Below are 16,645 nucleotides of genomic sequence, written 5' to 3' on the forward strand. Positions count from 1 at the left end.
TTAAGCAGTAATCGCATCGGGGAGTTATGACAATAGCTCCCCGTTGTTCGTTTTTACCAAGGAACTATCATGACCGATCTAAAGCATACGCCACTTCACGCACTGCACCTTGAACTCGGGGCAAAAATGGTGCCCTTTGCTGGATATGATATGCCGGTGCAGTATCCACTGGGGGTAAAAAAAGAGCATGAGCATACCCGGCAGCAGTGTGGCCTCTTTGACGTTTCTCACATGGGGCAGATTCTTGTATCGGGGGAAGATACCGCCAAGGCGCTGGAAACACTGATTCCAGCGGATTTAGTGGGGCTCCCAAAAGGTGAGCAGCGCTATGGTCTGTTTACCAATACTGAAGGTGGAATTATTGATGACTTAATGGTCGTTAATGGTGGCGACCACTTCTATCTGGTGGTTAATGCTGCTTGTAAAGACCAAGATTTGGCGCATTTGCGGGAAAATTTGGGCGCCACCCACAAAATTGAGTTGTTAGACCGCGGCTTGCTTGCCCTGCAAGGCCCCCAGGCACATGCAGTTATGCAGCGCCTTTGCCCAGCGGCATGTGAACTGGTGTTCATGCAGCATCAACGTTTTACCATTGATGGGCATGAGGTATGGGTGAGCCGCAGTGGCTATACCGGCGAAGATGGGTTTGAAATTTCTGTGGCAGCCGATGCCTGTGAAGCGTTTGCCAAGCGCCTGTTGGCGGAGCCGGAAGTTGAGGCGATTGGGCTAGGCGCTCGCGATTCGCTGCGCCTGGAGGTCGGGCTATGCCTTTATGGGCATGATATGGATGCCACTACAACGCCAGTGGAAGCCGGGTTGATTTGGGCGATTGGTAAGCCTCGTCGTCATGGGGGGGAGCGTTCGGCAGGTTTTCCTGGGGCGGATGTCATTCTTCATCAAATCGATGCCAGGGATCATTTACGCAAGCGTGTAGGGTTGCTGGCAGAAGGTAGGGCACCTATTCGAGAAGGTGCTGTGTTGCGGGATGCGTCAGGTAACGAAGTTGGAGTCGTAACGTCAGGCACGTTTGGGCCAAGCGTTGGGCATCCTGTCGCTATAGGGTATGTCAGCCGCGATTGGGAAGCGCCAGCAAGCAACGTGTTTGCGGATGTGCGCGGCAAACAACTACCGATGACCGTAACGCCGATGCCCTTTGTTAAGCCCCGATATTATCGCGGCTAAGTCAACCGTAAATAGTCGTTATAGAAAACAAAGCCCCTTTTGATAAGGGGCTTTGCTCGTTTAGCAAGCGTGTTAACGCAGTACCTTGCCGGGATCAATCGGCTTGCCGCCCTGGCGTAAATCAAACAGCAGATCGTAACGTTGAGTGGTATTACTTTGACCTACTTCACACAGTTCATCACCTGCTTTGACTTGCTGTCCGGCCGAGACCAGCGTGCGTTCACACAGTGCATACACGGTTTGCAGATTATCAGCGTGGTGCACAATCACGACTTCACCTAGCTGGCGCATACCGTTTGCAAAGCGTACCTCGCCGGGGGCTACGGCCTGAGCACGCGCACCGGCTTGGGTCGCAAGCAGCATGGGTTGCAATGCTCCTCGGCTGTCTGCGCCAAAACGTCTGACAATGCGGTAGTCTTCAAGCGGCCAAGGCCAGCGACGCGCGGATGCGGGCAATGACGTGGGGGTCGGAGGCGACACTGCCGGGGTATTGCTAGAGGGCGCCGGACGATTACTGGGCGAGGCGTTGCTGGTAGGCGCTGGGCTACGCGTACCGCCGCTACTTAAAGGAACGCTGATGATTTGGCCTATCCTTAGCGCGGTGGGCGAAGCGCCGGGGTTGGCGCTCTGAATACGTCCACTGGTCGTGCCAAAGTGTCGTGCTATGTTGGAGTACGTATCGCCAGGCCGGATTTGATAACGGTAAGGGCCGCCGGAGGGAGCACGCTCTTGTTGAGTAGGTATCATCAAGCGCTGGCCAACCGCAAGACGACGCGCATTGACGCCTGGATTAAAACGCTCCAGTCGCTCAAGAGGTACGTTAGCCCGGTTAGCCAGTTTTCCTAGCGTATCTCCACGTTGAACGGCCACCCAGTTGCCACTGGTTTGGCTCGCACTATGGGTAGGTGCGGCATCGCGTTGGGAGGAAGAGGGCGACGAACCTGCACAGCCTGTTAATAAGCTAATTAGCAAGCAGGCACCAAGCCTGACAGTTAGGCGTGATCGGATTGGCTGTCCAACAAGGCATCTTTTTCCTGCCAGAGTGAATTGGTCCATGCGTGGAAGCGTTCCTTATGCTGCTTTTCTTCGTGGTAGTCGGATTCGTGCATCCACTGGGGAATGGGCAATGTTCGTGCCTGTAGTGTAATAGGCGCTTCCTGACCGCATAAAAACCCCCAAAACGTTGGCGACGGGTTAGCGTAACTGATCGTTACATCAAGAATACCATCCAATTGATCGCCAAGCAGGCTAAGTACCTGCGAAATTCCCCCTGCTTTTGGCCTTAACAAATGCTGATATGGGCTTTTCTGTGCATCGCGCTTCGCTATGGTAAACCGTGTGCCTTCGATGAAATTAAATATAGCGATGGGGGCGCTCCGTGCCCGATGGCACATGGATGCTGTGGATTGGCGGTCTATCGTGGCAAGAGTGGGGTTCTTGGCGATCTGTTCACGGCTAAAGCGGCGCATAAACGGAAATTCAAGTGCCCAAAAGGCAAGACCTACAATCGGGATCCAGATCAATTGTCGTTTTAGAAAAAAACGCGGCATAGGGATACGGCAGTGCAAGGCCATGAAAAGAATAAAAATATCGGTCCAGCTACGGTGATTGGATATGACCAGCCACCATTGGTGTGGGCTCAACGATTCAGGAATCGAAAAAGTGACATCTGGCTTCAGCCAGCGCTTCATCCACCAAAGATTAGCGCCGATCCAGTTAAGGGCCACGGCGCATAAGCCGTCAAGTATCCATTTTCTAAAGCGTTTCACTGGGATAACGACTTTTAGAAAAGTGAGCGCAATAAGGGGAATGCCCCAAAAAAGCGTGGTGAGCGTGAACAGCGCAATGCTGACTAAGCCCTTGAAAATAGCCATATCCGTCCTTCAATGAAACGTATAACGATGCGATTAATGCTAATGGATCAATGCCATACTGCCCAGCACAATGGTAAAAAAGCATTTATTTTATTGTCGTTACCTTCGTGCGCTTCAAAAAGTAATTTTCTATCCAGCGACACTTCCGGCTCTTTAATGGCTAAGCTTAAGGCAGCCTGTGATAGGCATCACTTTTTGGGCTTGGGTAACCAAGTGTAGTAATAGAGACAACACTGACAGTACCGATAAGCGCATTTTACGCACCACCGACAACGAGGCGAGGCATAATAATGGCAGGATTTGATAAACGTGTTGCTTCCTATGCCGAAGCGATGGAAGGTATCGAAGACGGAATGACCGTACTGGCTGGCGGCTTTGGCCTATGCGGAATACCAGAAAACCTGATAGCAGAAATAAAACGTCGAGGTGTTAAGAACCTGACGATTGCTTCTAATAATTGCGGCGTTGATGGTTTTGGTTTGGGCGTTTTGCTTGAAGATCGTCAAATCCGCAAAATATTTGCCTCTTATGTCGGCGAAAACGCGCTCTTTGAGCAGCAGATGCTCAACGATGACATTGAGGTTGTGCTTACCCCTCAAGGCACGCTGGCTGAAAAAATGCGGGCGGGTGGCGCAGGTATTCCAGCGTTCTATACCGCGACAGGCTACGGTACTCCCATTGGTGAGGGTAAGGAGGTGCGCGAATTTAACGGCCGCCACTACATCATGGAAGAAGCTATCGTCGGTGACTTCGCAATAGTAAAAGGCTGGAAAGCGGATCGTTATGGCAATGTCGTGTACCGCCATACCGCGCAAAACTTTAATCCCTTGGTGGCGACCGCTGGAAAAATCACAGTGGTGGAAGTTGAAGAAATTGTAGAGCCTGGTGAGCTTGAGCCCAGCCAGATCCATACCCCGGGTATTTATGTGGATCGGATTATTCAGGGTTCGTTTGAGAAACGCATCGAGAAACGCACGGTGCATGGCTAAATCGTTGACCGTTAACGGCTAAACAACTTTTTTTAATCGCTCAATAATGAGGTTGCCACCATGGCTTTAACACGTGAACAGATGGCGCAGCGTGTTGCGCGTGAACTGGAAGATGGCTTTTATGTAAATTTGGGTATTGGTATTCCCACTCTGGTCGCCAACTACATTCCTGAAGGCATTGATGTGATGCTTCAGTCAGAAAATGGTTTATTGGGCATGGGGCGTTTCCCGACGGAGGAAGAGCTTGATGCTGACATGATTAATGCTGGTAAAGAGACGGTGACCGCTCGGCCTGGTGCTGCTATTTTTTCATCGACAGAATCTTTTGCCATGATCCGCGGTGGGCATGTGGATCTCACCGTTTTAGGTGCGTTTGAAGTCGATCAGAATGGCAATATTGCGTCATGGATGGTGCCAGGCAAGTTGATTAAAGGAATGGGGGGGGCCATGGACCTGGTGGCTGGCGCTGAAAATATTATTTGCACGATGACCCACGCCTCCAAGCATGGCGAGTCGAAGCTACTTGAGCAGTGTGCTCTACCGCTGACGGGCGCTGGTTGTATTAACCGTGTTCTGACTGACTTGGCCTACCTGGAAATTAAAGATGGCGCCTTTGTGCTTAAAGAGCGCGCGCCCGGGGTCAGCATCGATGAAATTATCGAAAAAACGGCGGGTAAGCTGATAGTGCCTGACCATGTACCCGAAATGACGTTTGTGGAAGCGTAAACGTAAATGTCAGTACGTTACTTGTTTTAAGCAGCCTTGGCAGGCTGCTTAGACAATCTCACAGCGGGCATGGGCCGGAATGAGTATTTCGGCGATGCGTTCATGGCCCGCATCGATATGTTTTTGAGTCAGCGCCAAACCGCCCAGGCAGAGGCGATGCTCATCGCCATCACTAAAGATGATGCGTTGCGGCATGGCAGGATAAAAATGATGCTCAATCAGCGTCGAAAGCGCAAACACGCCGTTTTGTGGCTCTTTTTCACCGGGCATGCCTGTTTTTTCTAGCTGGTCATTAAGCGCTGTTAGCGTATCGCCGAGCTCGGCACAATCAAAGCCTGCATGGTGTAGGCGCGGGCCCATAACCGCCAGCCAGGCAGCAAGAGGGTGCGCCTTTAGAAGCTGCTGATACAGCGACCAGGAGGGCATGGGCCACGGACGACCGCGACAAAGTAAGTTGTGGCCCTTGCAGTCCTGTGGGTGTGATTGATTCACCAGCGCAGCCAGCGCCTCGCGAGGCAGTTTTGACAGCGTCCCCAACTGTAGCTCAGCTAGTACTAGCCAACTTCCATGGTCATCAGGCGCGAGAAGGCGAATAAGAAGGCCCTTGTCAGCCATCGCATAATGGGCAACCTGACGATACCCCATGTGCGCCAACCGGTTATTCAAAACGGAAGCAGAAAAAGGACCATGGTTAAGCGTTACGAGCGTTAAGTATTCCGCCGTAGAGGAGAGAGGCCAAAGACGCAAACCGCCGATGTCGGGGTGCGAGTGAATATAGTCAAGCCAAAGCTGCTGTACGAATTCATCACGTTGCACGATGCTATCCTCGCCGCCTAAACAAGCGATGTTAGAAAGAGGGTACTTGTTTAAAACCCAGTATAGGCAGGCGAGAAAAAGCGTGTTCAACGACTATAAACGGCAAATTTAACGTAACGAATCTTCCAGGGGAGCTAATAACTGCTTCTCACGTACAAACCTGTCGAATTCGGTAAAACCGCCTATGTGCGTTTGGTCGACAAATACTTGCGGCACCGTATGGATAGGCTTGCCTGCCGTTTTAGCGATGTCCTCTTTAGTAACGCCTTCAGAGGGCATATCGACATAGCGGTAACCCTCGATCTTACCGATTGTTTCCAAATGCTCAGCAAGTTGCTTGGCACGGACACAGAAAGGACAGGTCATTCTGCCAAAAATAACCACAAACATGCGAAAACTCCTAACGTCAAAGTGATGGATGGCTCAAGGGTGCCTATTGTGGCGTAGCAGTCCTTGTTTCGCCAATAGGGTAAGGCAATGACGCCGATGGTATCGGCGTCTGCGGTGGCCGGTTTGGGAGCTAATGCGGTAGGCAAACTCAACGCGGCGAGTGTTGGCTCTGCCGCGGAGCAGGCCGCTGGGGTAGGCTAGCGCTTAACGGGGCGTTTTTGCAGCTTACGCTGGAGTGTCCGGCGATGCATACCGAGCGCGCGAGCCGTCGCGGAAATATTGCCGTCGTGTTCATGAAGCACTTTTTGAATATGCTCCCACGTGATTCGATTAATGGACGGAGGGTTATCAGCAAGCTCTATATTGGGGTCGCCTTCCTGGTGTTCAAAGGATGCGACAATGTCGTCAGCGTCGGCTGGTTTGCACAGGTAGTTGACGGCTCCGAGCTTCATGGCCTCCACGGCCGTGGCAATGCTTGAGTAACCGGTAAGCACCACAATACGACAGCTTGGCACGGCGGCTAACATCTCTGGGAGCAGCTTTAGTCCTGAGCTGTTTTCAAGCTTCAGGTCGAGCGTGGCCATGGTGGGTTGAAACTGAACGGCTACCGCAAGCGCCTGGTCTGCATCATGCGCTGTCATTACCTCATAACCGCGGCGGGTAAACGCGCGGCTGAGCACGTGACAGAACATTTCATCGTCATCAATAATTAGCAGGCGCTGATCTGTCGTTTGCATGATGTCCTCAACGATAGTGCTTGAAACACACTAAAACGCGTTTCAATTAGGCTGTGCCGTTAGTTTGGCTTAAAGGGGGGCGGAGCTACGCGGAAGCGTTACTTCTGTCAGCGTGCCACCTTCGGGATGATTATACAGACTAACACCTCCGCCAAAGCGATTGATCGTGGCATGGGTTAAAAACAGGCCAATGCCCATCCCCTTGCTCTTGGTAGAAATAAACGTATCACCGAGCTGGTCAGCGATAGACATGGCAATGCCCGGGCCGTGGTCACGAATATCAATGACAACACTCTCTTCCTGCCAATCAAGACGAATAGAAACATGTTCGGGGTTGGCATCAGCGGCATTGTTTAGCAGGTTCATTAGTGCCTGGTCCAGCGTTGTGTCAACCGCAAGCCAGGGTTTGCCGCGCCTTTCAACGATCTCAAATTGGTGGCTAACATCTGGCCGCAACACTAACCAGCGCTGCACAACACCGGTTAGCCAAATCTGGGCATCCAGTATTTCGGGTTCTGCCATACGTCGCCGATCAGCGCTGGTGACCAAATGCTGAAGACGAGATTTGCAAATGTCGACTTGCTGGCGCAGTAAGCGAATATCCTGCTGTAACGTTCCCCCTTCGGGGGCCTCATCCTGCATCTCTTTTAACAGTATGGCCATGGTCGAAAGCGGGGTGCCTAGTTCGTGTGCTGTGCCCGCCGCCTGAGTGGCTACAGCCAGCACCTGTTCGTTACGCAGCGCCGCTTCGCGAGTAAGTGAAAGTGCTTTATCTCGATTACGCAGTGCATGGGCCATCTTATAGATAAAAAACGTGACCAGGCCTGCTGAAAGGCCAAAGTTAAGCCACATGCCCATGACATGCAGATTGAGCATTTCATCGCTATTAATATGCGCCAGTTGGGGGACATGGTGGTAAAAGAACATTAGAAAGCTGTAGCCTGCCATGGCGCAGACCGCACATATCCAGGCATGGCGCCACGGAAGCGTTGCCGCAGCAATCGTCACAGGCACCAGATAGTAGGTAATAAACGGATTAGTGGAGCCTCCCGAAAAATAAAATACCAGGGTCAGGCCCGCAATGTCGGCCAATAAATGCAGCAGATACTCAATATGTTCCACCGCTCGCGGGCGCCCCAATCGCCACCAGGTGGCGATATTCAATAAGCCCATGGCGATAACGACACTGACGACCGCGGTGACGGGTAATTCAAAGGCCAGTAGCTCCACGCCGACCACAATGGCGATCAGAAACCCTGTCCAGGTGATTCCCCGAACAATAGTGAGGCGAACCAGATTGCGGTTCGGGGTCGAGAGGGGCAGCGGCAAAGCCGTTTGCATGGGCTACTACCTATTTACGTGAAGTTTTGATGCTGTGAATGACAACCTTAATGAGTAGCGTCATGACATAGGTCAGCCAGCCAGCGGATGCCATTAGATTGAATAACAGCATTTTTGGTGGCAGCCAGGTGCTGCCTAACGTCGCTTCCACCATGATATGAAAGAACATCGCGAGCAGAAGGGGTAGCGCCAGAATATGAATCCACATATCCGTGCGCCGCTTACGGATATGGTAGCGGCGCAGTAGATAGCGCATCGGTCGGTGTGCCCAGCTAAATAGCACCAGCGCACCCACGATAAAAAGTGCTGCCAGCGTCGGCTCGGTATTGCCGGTATGTACGGAAATAGAAATCGACCAGGCGAGACCTAGCCATACCAGCCCCTCTATGCTGGCAATAATATCCGCATAGCGTCGCACATTTTGCATAAACAATTGGACCTTGAACCTCTAAGAGTGCCGTTATAATACGATACTTGTTACGGTGTGTGACATTGATAAGCAGATTTCTCCGCCAAGTGGATCACGTATACTGTATTGGCTTTTCTTCTTTAAACAGCTTAGGACTTGCCGTGGACGCTATTACCCTGACCCGCCCCGATGACTGGCACCTCCATTTGCGTGATGGCGAGGCGCTGAAAGCCGTGGTAGGCCATACCGCCGCCCAAATGGGCCGTGCGATTATTATGCCTAACTTAACGCCTCCGGTAACGACCACGGCTCAGGCGCTTGAATACCGTGAGCGTATTTTGGCTGCCTTGCCTGAAGGCAGCACGTTCGAGCCTCTTATGACGCTCTATTTAACCGATACGACGCCGCCTGAGGAAATTGAGCGCGCAGCACAAAGCGGCGTGATCAAAGCGGTTAAGCTTTACCCTGCTGGGGCAACCACTAATTCGGATTCGGGTGTCACCGATCTTGCGCACTGCGATGACACCATTGCCATACTTGCCAAGGTGGGAATGCCGCTGCTTGTTCATGGTGAAGTAACCACTGCCGATATCGATATTTTTGATCGTGAAGCGGTATTTATCGAAACGGTGCTGAAGCCTCTGCTGGCGCGCCATCCCGCGTTAAAGGTTGTTTGTGAGCATATTACGACCCAGCAAGCGGCAGAGTTTGTGGCAAACGCGCCGGATAATGTTGCGGCCACTATTACGGTTCATCACTTGCTGTTTAACCGCAACAAAATGCTGGTGGGTGGGATTCGCCCGCACTACTACTGCTTGCCCATCTTAAAGCGCGAACAGCATCGCCAGGCATTACTGAAAGCAGCCACCAGTGGCAGCCCCAAGTTCTTTTTAGGTACGGATAGCGCGCCTCACGCCAAGGGCGATAAGGAATCCAGTTGTGGCTGCGCTGGCGCTTACACGGCACCGGCGGCGATTGAATTATATGCAAGGGCCTTTGATGAAATGGGCGCGCTCGATAAGCTGGAAGCGTTTGCCAGCCTGAATGGTCCGCGTTTTTATGGCTTGGCGCCTAATGCCGATAAAATCACGTTAGAGCGTAAGCCTTGGCAACTGCCGGAAGCCTATCCTTACGCGGGGGGCAAAACGATTGTCCCATTGCTGGCGGGAGAGTCGCTTGAGTGGTCCATTAAAGCGTAACTGTTGATGAAGTAAGAAATCTGTTGATGAAGTAAGAAACGAAAACGGAGCCATTCGGCTCCGTTTTCGTTAGTGGTAAACACCGGCTGTTGGTACGATCTTAGCGCTGGCCAAGTGTTTGTAGCATGTGGTCCACCATACGCGATGAGTGGGCGGCGGCTACGTCCAGGAACTGTTCAAAAGAAAGGTGGTTATCATCGTTGCCTGGAATATCGGATAACGCACGAATCACCACGAATGGGCATTGATACAGGTGACAGGTTTGCGCAATCGCCGCAGCCTCCATCTCAACCGCCAGCATGGAAGGGAAGTGGGCCTGTGTCGCAGCCACGTGTGCAGGGTCAGACATAAACGCATCACCTGTCGCAATGAGACCCTCTCGGACGTTAACCTCGCCAACCTCTTTGATTGCCTGGCGGGCAATGGTGCGTAGCTGAACATCTGCCAGGTAAGCCGCGGGCATGCCGGGCACCTGACCTATTTCATAGCCGAACACCACTGCATCGACATCATGATGGCGTACTTCATCTGAAATGATGACGTCACCAATGTTGAGATCGCTTGCAAATCCGCCCGCTGAACCCGTATTGATGATAGCGTCAGGGTGGTGGCGCTCCAGCAGAATGGCGGTACCCACAGCCGCATTCACCTTGCCAATGCCGGACTGTAGTATCACTACCTCTAGCCCATGGCGCATACCTGTATGAAATACAAACCCTGCATGCTCATAGCGCTCGGCATTGTCGAGCTGCTCGACCAGAATGCCGACTTCTTGCGCCATTGCGCCAATAATGCCAATACGCTTCATCGAATAGGCTCCTTTATCAAACCCTAAAAATTAACAGTACAGTAAGCCTAAGCGTTGGCGTCGTGATGCTCAGCCGCTTCAAGCGTATTTTCAAGCAAAGTGGCAACGGTCATGGGGCCTACGCCCCCCGGAACGGGGGTGATAAAGCTGGCCCGCTCGGCCGCAGCTGCAAAATCAACATCTCCCACCAGCGAGCCATCTTCCTGACGGTTAATACCAACATCAATCACAATGGCACCTTCCTTAATCCACTCCCCTTTAACAATGCCAGGTTTGCCGACAGCCACGACCACCAGGTCGGCACGGTTAACATGGGCCTGCAAATCCTGGGTAAAGCGATGGCATACAGTGATGGTCGCGCCTGCCAGCATCAGTTCCAGCGACATTGGACGGCCCACGATGTTAGAAGCGCCAACGATAGTGGCGTTTAAGCCACGCACCGACAGGCCGCTTTCTGCCAGCATGGTCATGACCCCTTTGGGGGTGCAGGGGCGTAGAGCCGGCAACCGCTGAGCAAGCCGGCCAAGATTGTAGGGGTGAAAACCATCGACATCTTTGTCGGGCTTAATGCGCTCCAGAATCGGGTTGGCGTCCAGGTGAGCTGGAAGCGGTAGCTGAACCAGGATGCCGTCTATGCTTGCATCATCATTAAGCTGGTCAACCAATGCTTCCAACGCTTGCTGCGTGGTAGCGGCGGGGAGGGCATGTTGAAACGATAGGATGCCCGCTTGTTCGCAGGCTCGATGTTTATTACTAACATAGACGTGAGACGCCGGGTCTTCACCGACCACAACAACGGCTAGTCCTGGTGCACGAGCGCCTGCTTGCTGACGTTTGGCTATCTTCTCGGCAACGCGTTGACGGACATGAGCAGCGATGGCTTTTCCATCGATAAGTTGGGCGGTCATTTACAAAGATCCTATGGAGGTTGGAGCGCTGATGCAAAAGCACGCTTGCTTGAGCATTTACTATAGGGAGTAATTTTCGCATGCCCAAGCGGCCAGGCAAAGCATCTACACAATCAATCGCGTTAAGTGTTGACTTTAATTTTAAAAATAGTAATATATGCCTCGCTTGAGACGAGCAGCGCGGTAAGCGTCAAAGGTGATAAATCGGGATGTAGCGCAGTCTGGTAGCGCGCCTGCTTTGGGAGCAGGATGTCGGGGGTTCGAATCCCTCCATCCCGACCACACTTAACGCGAAAGGCGTTACTTTGCTTTTCCAAGTTTGGTTGTGGTCAAGTGCTCATTGGCGTTCAGTGTTTTTTGGGATGCTTTATGTGCGCCCATAGCTCAACCGGATAGAGCAACGGCCTTCTAAGCCGTAGGTTGCGGGTTCAAGTCCTGCTGGGCGTGCCATTAGTAATGCTGTTCGATGGTCATTTGCCGGTTAGGAAAGTTTAAGTACGTTAGTGCTATCAATGGTGGGTGTAGCTCAGTGGTAGAGCCCCGGATTGTGACTCCGGTGGTCGTGGGTTCGAACCCCATCATCCACCCCATTCGATAGTAATATGCGGCTACAGTTTTAGGTTGTGGTGGATGTAGCTCAGTGGTAGAGCCCCGGATTGTGACTCCGGTGGTCGTGGGTTCGAAACCCATCATCCACCCCATTCGTATTGCTTATTTAATGTCTTCTCTTCTTATCTGATACCACTTAATTGTGGTTTTTTTGTTTTTGATCCCTGCATTTTTCTTTCATATTCCTTCCTGCATGTTGTAATGTCTGTTTAAAGACAGCTTGTTTTATTCGTCATGCTTCCTTACTGCTTTCTTGGCTGTGCTTGCTCTTCATGCACCCTGCATTTAATTGCTGCTTAAGCTGTTTTTGTGGCTTTGTCCGCCTGCAAAGCTCTAAAGCAGTGGAGTTGTCTGCTAGTGATATTTTTATAGCGTTAATTGCTGTAAAAAGCCTTGAAAAAAGCTTTTTAAGCTGTGCAAGTGCCCTTTGTTTAGTGATATTTTTCAATCAGTTGCTGGCGTTGTTTTCGCCTGTATTAAACGTAGGTATTAGCGCTGAGGAGAATACAAGATGACGCGACAAACGGTAGTGCTAGGGGCAGGCATGGTGGGTGTCAGTATTGCATGGCATTTACAGCGTCGCGGGCACCAGGTCACCTTGGTGGACAGACGCCAGCCTGGTCGGGAAACGTCGTTTGGTAATGCGGGCATCATTCAGCGAGAAGCGGTGCGTCCTTATGCATTCCCTCGTGATATGAAAACCATTTTAAGCGTGCTGCCTAACAAGCGCGTGGATATTCGTTACCGCCCGGCAGGCATGCTGAATGCCGCTTCACCCCTGTTAAGCTATTGGCATAACTCTTCATCAGGCCGCTATAAAAAAATCATTCCTGAGTGGGCTTCCCTCATCCAATTGTGCTTAAAAACGCACGGTCTGATGATTGAAGCTGCTGGCGCCGAGCACTTGGTGCGCCGTGAAGGGTGGTTAGAGATTTACCGCACGCAGTCGCGTTTGGCAAAACGTATTAAAGAGGCTGAAGAAGCTCGTGAGCATTATGGGGTGCAGTTTAACGTGCTGGATCGTGCAGGCGTTGAAAGCAAAGAGCCGAATTTAGGTAAGGATATTATTGGTGCTATTCATTGGCTGGACCCCTGGACGGTGGCCGATCCGGGTGCCTTGGTGGCCGCCTATGCGCAAGGTTTTATGGACAACGGAGGCAAGCTTCTTCAGGCGGATATTCAAAAAGTTGAGCAAGCAGGCGAGCGCTGGCGGATCGTTACTGAAACGCAAACCCTTGATGCTGATGACGTGGTGGTTGCCTTGGGACCATGGTCTGGCGAATGGATGAAAGGGCTTGGCTATCATTTTCCTACCTTTGTTAAACGTGGCTATCACATGCACTATGCTGCCCAAGCGCCAGCCAAGCTGAATTACTGGTTAATGGATGCTGAAGTTGGCTATTTGCTGGCGCCCATGAACGCAGGAGTGCGTCTGACGACCGGTGCTGAGCTTGATCGAATAGAGTCGCCCGCTGATGAGCATCAGCTGGAAGCGGCGGAAAAAGTGGCCAGGACTATTTTTCCGCTTGGCGAGCGCCATGATGCGGCCGCCTGGAAGGGCGCGCGCCCCTGTTTGCCTGATATGAAGCCGATTATTGGTCCGGCACCACGCCATCCTGGGTTATGGTTAGCATTTGGGCACGGGCACCAGGGGTTTACCCTTGGTCCCGCAACAGGTCAGCTATTGGCTGACATGATCGAAGGCAAGCCGACAGAAGTTGATATGTCACCCTTTCGAGCTGAGCGGTTCTAAATCGCCACGCCGCAAGGCAGATATTCAAAGACGTATTGGATATTCAGGCTCAACGGGTCACGGAAATCATGGCGTCAGCGGATATGGGCGCTGAACCCAATCTTGCTCAAGAAGGTAGTGTGGGTACGCAGGTTAATACCTACGCTTAGAACGTTGCCCGCGACCACCATCAGCTAGCATTTTAAAGCGCCGACCCGTTCGGCGTTTTTTATTGAGCTCAAAAGTGATTTTGCAGGCCTCGCTTGCGCGGACGCCTTGTAGTAGCCCTTAGTAGTAGCCCTTAAAAATTCCCAGCATCCATCATGTGTCTTCCCCCAAGGGTTTCAAGGCGCAGGTTTCAATGAACATGGCGCTAAAACGGTCATAACGTTACAATCTCGCCCAATTCTGAATCACTCAGCCAGAGTCGCGTTACGTTGCTGAGTACTAATTTCTGTAGAGGCAAGATGAAAGACACTCAGTTAGCCCAGGAAGCGGATCTGCGCCGCACATTCGCTATCATTTCGCACCCGGATGCGGGTAAAACAACCATCACCGAAAAAATGCTGCTGTTTGGGAATGCTATTCAGCTGGCAGGCTCGGTGAAAAGTAAGCGTAATGACCGACACGCGACGTCTGACTGGATGAAGATGGAGCAGGAGCGGGGAATCTCGGTGACGACCTCCGTTATGCAGTTCCCCTATGGCGGCCGTGTTGTGAACTTGCTGGATACGCCAGGGCACGAAGACTTCTCGGAAGATACCTACCGAACGCTGACCGCCGTTGACTCCGCTTTGATGGTGATTGATGGCGCCAAGGGTGTCGAAGACCGGACCATCAAATTGATGGAGGTGTGTCGTTTACGTGCCACGCCCATCCTGACCTTTATTAACAAAATGGACCGTGATATCCGTGACCCTATTGAGGTGATGGACGAAGTCGAGACCGTTTTAAATATTCAGTGCGCGCCCATGACATGGCCTGTCGGTATGGGGCGTCATTTCAAGGGTGTCTACCACCTTTACAATGATGTTATCCATCTTTATACCCAGGGCCAGGGCAGCCATATTCCGGAAGACAAGCGCATTGAGGGCTTGGATAGCCCTGAAGTTGATGCCGTTCTGGGCGAAGAGCAGGCCGAAGAGCTGCGTATGGAAGTTGAGCTGGTACGGGGCGCTTCGCACACGTTTGATCTTGAGGCTTATCGGCGAGGTGAGCTTACGCCCGTCTACTTCGGTACCGCGATGGGGAACTTTGGTGTACGCGAAATGCTGGACGGCTTCGTCGAGTATGCGCCTGCCCCTCAGCCGCATAAAACTGACCTGCGTGAAGTAACCGCTCACGACGAGCGTTTCACCGGGTTTGTATTTAAGATCCAGGCCAATATGGATCCTAATCATCGTGACCGTATCGCTTTTTTACGTGTTTGCTCCGGCAAATATGAGAAGAACATGAAGATGCGCCATGTACGTATTGGCAAGGATGTCAAAATTGCCGATGCGTTGACGTTTATGGCATCTGATCGCTCCCATGTAGAAGAAGCCTGGCCGGGTGACATCATTGGCTTGCATAACCATGGCACGATCCAAATCGGCGATACCTTTACCGTCGGAGAGGATATGCGTTTTACCGGTATTCCTCACTTCGCGCCCGAGCTCTTCAAGCGAGTCCGCCTGAAAGACCCGCTGAAAATGAAAGCGCTTCAGAAGGGCTTGCAGCAGCTGTCCGAAGAGGGCGCTACTCAGGTCTTCATGCCTATGGATAACAACGATCTAATCCTGGGGGCGGTGGGCACCTTGCAGTTTGACGTGGTCGCCCATCGGCTAAAGGAGGAGTACAAGGTCGATTGTCTGTATGAGGGGGTCAACGTACAAACGGCCCGCTGGGTATATTGCGACGATGTCAAAATGCTCGAAGAGTTTAAGCGTAAAGCCAGCACGAATTTGGCTATTGATGGAGGCGGTTACTTAACCTACATCGCACCTACTCGGGTTAATTTACAAATGACCCAGGAGCGCTGGCCCGATATTCGCTTCCAGCCCACACGAGAGCATTAAGTTAGCTACTCTTTAAGATAAGCAAAGGTTGGCAAGCCCAAGGAGGGGCTTGCGTGATATATCAACAGGGAGGCCCGACAGTGCTAATCGATGCCCATTGTCATCTGGACTTTAGCGCGTTTGATCAGGACCGCGATGCTGTTTTTGCAGCAGCACACGCGGCCGGTGTCTCTCATTTCATTGTGCCTGGCACTACTCGGAAGCGTTGGCAACAGGTGCTGGCGCTAGGCAAGCGCAGTGATGTTAGCGTGTGCTTGGGCCTCCACCCCTATTTTATAAAACAGCACCAGCACGATAAGGATATCCTCGCGCTAGAGCAGGCGTTGCGTTCAAATCCAAGGGTCGTAGCGGTTGGGGAGTGCGGTATTGATGCACGCTTTACAGATTCCTGGGAGCCGCAGTGGCGCCTTTTCGATGATCAGCTGCGCTTGGCCAAGCAGTACAAGCTCCCTGTCGTGGTTCACTGTGTGCAGGCCAATGACAAGGTCAGTAAACGACTGCGCCAGTTAGCGCTTCCGCAAGCGGGGCTGATTCACGCCTTCTCTGGCTCTATAGAGCAAGCCCAAAAGTTTTTAGACGGAGGCTTTGTACTGGGGCTTGGGGGCGCTGTTACCTATGAGCGTGCTCAGCGGCTGCGGCGAACGGTAGCGGCACTGCCCAATGATGGCTTTGTACTGGAAACAGATAGCCCTGATATGCCCCTTAGCGACCATCAGGGTGAGCGTAACGAACCCCAATGTGTTGCTCACGTATGTCGCGTCGTGGCCACGCTGCGCAACCAAACAGAAGAAGAGGTGGCGGCACATAGCAGTGCCAATGCCGCCCGGTTGTTTAAGCTTAAGGCTTTTCAGGATTCTTAAACGAGTGA

The 16,645-nt window shown here is 52.2% G+C and carries 16 protein-coding genes and 4 tRNA genes; 11 read left to right on the forward strand and 9 right to left on the reverse strand.

Annotated features, from left to right (window positions below; translation table 11 throughout):
* The first annotated feature begins 69 nt into the window (after window positions 1-69).
* Entirely contained in the window at window positions 70-1,182 is a 1,113-nt protein-coding gene (gene gcvT / locus ACT3TC_RS09560; protein ID WP_444639835.1) for a glycine cleavage system aminomethyltransferase GcvT, read from the forward strand.
* 72 nt (window positions 1,183-1,254) lie between these two features.
* Here gcvT and ACT3TC_RS09565 read toward each other — a convergent pair whose 3' ends face one another.
* Together ACT3TC_RS09565 and ACT3TC_RS09570 are read right to left on the reverse strand one after the other, a co-directional pair.
* Entirely contained in the window at window positions 1,255-2,052 is a 798-nt protein-coding gene (locus ACT3TC_RS09565) for a LysM peptidoglycan-binding domain-containing protein (protein ID WP_444639917.1), read from the reverse strand.
* Between the two features lie 122 nt (window positions 2,053-2,174).
* Entirely contained in the window at window positions 2,175-3,056 is an 882-nt protein-coding gene (locus ACT3TC_RS09570; RefSeq protein WP_444639837.1) for an acyltransferase, read from the reverse strand.
* A gap of 290 nt (window positions 3,057-3,346) precedes the next feature.
* Between ACT3TC_RS09570 and ACT3TC_RS09575 the strand changes: the two genes are divergently transcribed.
* Both ACT3TC_RS09575 and ACT3TC_RS09580 read left to right on the forward strand, forming a co-directional pair.
* Entirely contained in the window at window positions 3,347-4,045 is a 699-nt protein-coding gene (locus ACT3TC_RS09575; protein ID WP_087105500.1) for a CoA transferase subunit A, read from the forward strand.
* A gap of 60 nt (window positions 4,046-4,105) precedes the next feature.
* Window positions 4,106-4,771 carry a CoA transferase subunit B gene (locus ACT3TC_RS09580; protein WP_444639838.1) on the forward strand — a complete coding sequence of 222 codons (666 nt, stop codon included), beginning with the start codon at window positions 4,106-4,108 and terminating at the stop codon, window positions 4,769-4,771.
* Window positions 4,772-4,819: 48 nt separating this feature from the next.
* On the opposite strand, the gene ACT3TC_RS09585 is transcribed toward ACT3TC_RS09580, so the two are convergent.
* From ACT3TC_RS09585 to ACT3TC_RS09605, 5 genes are all read right to left on the reverse strand, one after another.
* On the reverse strand, window positions 4,820-5,587 hold the full coding sequence (locus ACT3TC_RS09585) for a DUF1338 domain-containing protein (protein WP_444639839.1): 768 nt from the start codon (window positions 5,585-5,587) through the stop codon (window positions 4,820-4,822).
* A 108-nt stretch (window positions 5,588-5,695) separates the two neighbouring features.
* The gene (locus ACT3TC_RS09590; protein WP_444639841.1) at window positions 5,696-5,977 is read right to left on the reverse strand and encodes a GrxA family glutaredoxin; all 282 of its coding nucleotides are present in this window, start codon (window positions 5,975-5,977) and stop codon (window positions 5,696-5,698) included.
* Window positions 5,978-6,174: 197 nt separating this feature from the next.
* Window positions 6,175-6,714 (reverse strand): response regulator transcription factor, encoded by a 540-nt coding sequence (locus ACT3TC_RS09595; RefSeq protein ID WP_172116582.1) that lies wholly within the window; start codon window positions 6,712-6,714, stop codon window positions 6,175-6,177.
* Window positions 6,715-6,783: 69 nt separating this feature from the next.
* Window positions 6,784-8,055, reverse strand: coding sequence for an ATP-binding protein (locus ACT3TC_RS09600; RefSeq protein ID WP_444639842.1), 1,272 nt, complete (start codon window positions 8,053-8,055; stop codon window positions 6,784-6,786).
* 10 nt (window positions 8,056-8,065) lie between these two features.
* Window positions 8,066-8,482 (reverse strand): hypothetical protein, encoded by a 417-nt coding sequence (locus tag ACT3TC_RS09605; protein ID WP_444622619.1) that lies wholly within the window; start codon window positions 8,480-8,482, stop codon window positions 8,066-8,068.
* 143 nt (window positions 8,483-8,625) lie between these two features.
* On the opposite strand from ACT3TC_RS09605, the gene pyrC reads away from it, so the two are divergent.
* Window positions 8,626-9,663 (forward strand): dihydroorotase, encoded by a 1,038-nt coding sequence (gene pyrC, locus ACT3TC_RS09610; protein ID WP_444639843.1) that lies wholly within the window; start codon window positions 8,626-8,628, stop codon window positions 9,661-9,663.
* Window positions 9,664-9,763: 100 nt separating this feature from the next.
* Here the strand turns inward: pyrC and mtnN are convergent, their stop codons facing one another.
* Both mtnN and folD read right to left on the reverse strand, forming a co-directional pair.
* On the reverse strand, window positions 9,764-10,471 hold the full coding sequence (mtnN, locus tag ACT3TC_RS09615; protein ID WP_444639844.1) for a 5'-methylthioadenosine/S-adenosylhomocysteine nucleosidase: 708 nt from the start codon (window positions 10,469-10,471) through the stop codon (window positions 9,764-9,766).
* Between the two features lie 47 nt (window positions 10,472-10,518).
* Window positions 10,519-11,379, reverse strand: coding sequence for a bifunctional methylenetetrahydrofolate dehydrogenase/methenyltetrahydrofolate cyclohydrolase FolD (gene folD / locus ACT3TC_RS09620; RefSeq protein WP_444639845.1), 861 nt, complete (start codon window positions 11,377-11,379; stop codon window positions 10,519-10,521).
* 205 nt (window positions 11,380-11,584) lie between these two features.
* On the opposite strand from folD, the gene ACT3TC_RS09625 reads away from it, so the two are divergent.
* The 7 genes from ACT3TC_RS09625 to ACT3TC_RS09655 all read left to right on the forward strand — a co-directional run bounded on the left by ACT3TC_RS09625 (window position 11,585) and on the right by ACT3TC_RS09655 (window position 16,637).
* A tRNA-Pro gene (locus tag ACT3TC_RS09625) sits at window positions 11,585-11,661 on the forward strand.
* 91 nt (window positions 11,662-11,752) lie between these two features.
* A tRNA-Arg gene (locus tag ACT3TC_RS09630) sits at window positions 11,753-11,829 on the forward strand.
* 65 nt (window positions 11,830-11,894) lie between these two features.
* Window positions 11,895-11,969 (forward strand) — tRNA-His (locus ACT3TC_RS09635).
* Between the two features lie 36 nt (window positions 11,970-12,005).
* Window positions 12,006-12,080 (forward strand) — tRNA-His (locus ACT3TC_RS09640).
* A gap of 419 nt (window positions 12,081-12,499) precedes the next feature.
* Window positions 12,500-13,741 carry an NAD(P)/FAD-dependent oxidoreductase gene (locus ACT3TC_RS09645; protein ID WP_444639846.1) on the forward strand — a complete coding sequence of 414 codons (1,242 nt, stop codon included), beginning with the start codon at window positions 12,500-12,502 and terminating at the stop codon, window positions 13,739-13,741.
* Between the two features lie 446 nt (window positions 13,742-14,187).
* Window positions 14,188-15,777 (forward strand): peptide chain release factor 3, encoded by a 1,590-nt coding sequence (locus tag ACT3TC_RS09650; RefSeq protein WP_444639847.1) that lies wholly within the window; start codon window positions 14,188-14,190, stop codon window positions 15,775-15,777.
* Window positions 15,778-15,857: 80 nt separating this feature from the next.
* Entirely contained in the window at window positions 15,858-16,637 is a 780-nt protein-coding gene (locus ACT3TC_RS09655; RefSeq protein WP_444639918.1) for a TatD family hydrolase, read from the forward strand.
* Window positions 16,638-16,645: the final 8 nt, after the last annotated feature.

The organism is Halomonas sp. AOP27-A1-41, assembly GCF_052378605.1.
Classification (GTDB): domain Bacteria; phylum Pseudomonadota; class Gammaproteobacteria; order Pseudomonadales; family Halomonadaceae; genus Vreelandella; species Vreelandella citrativorans.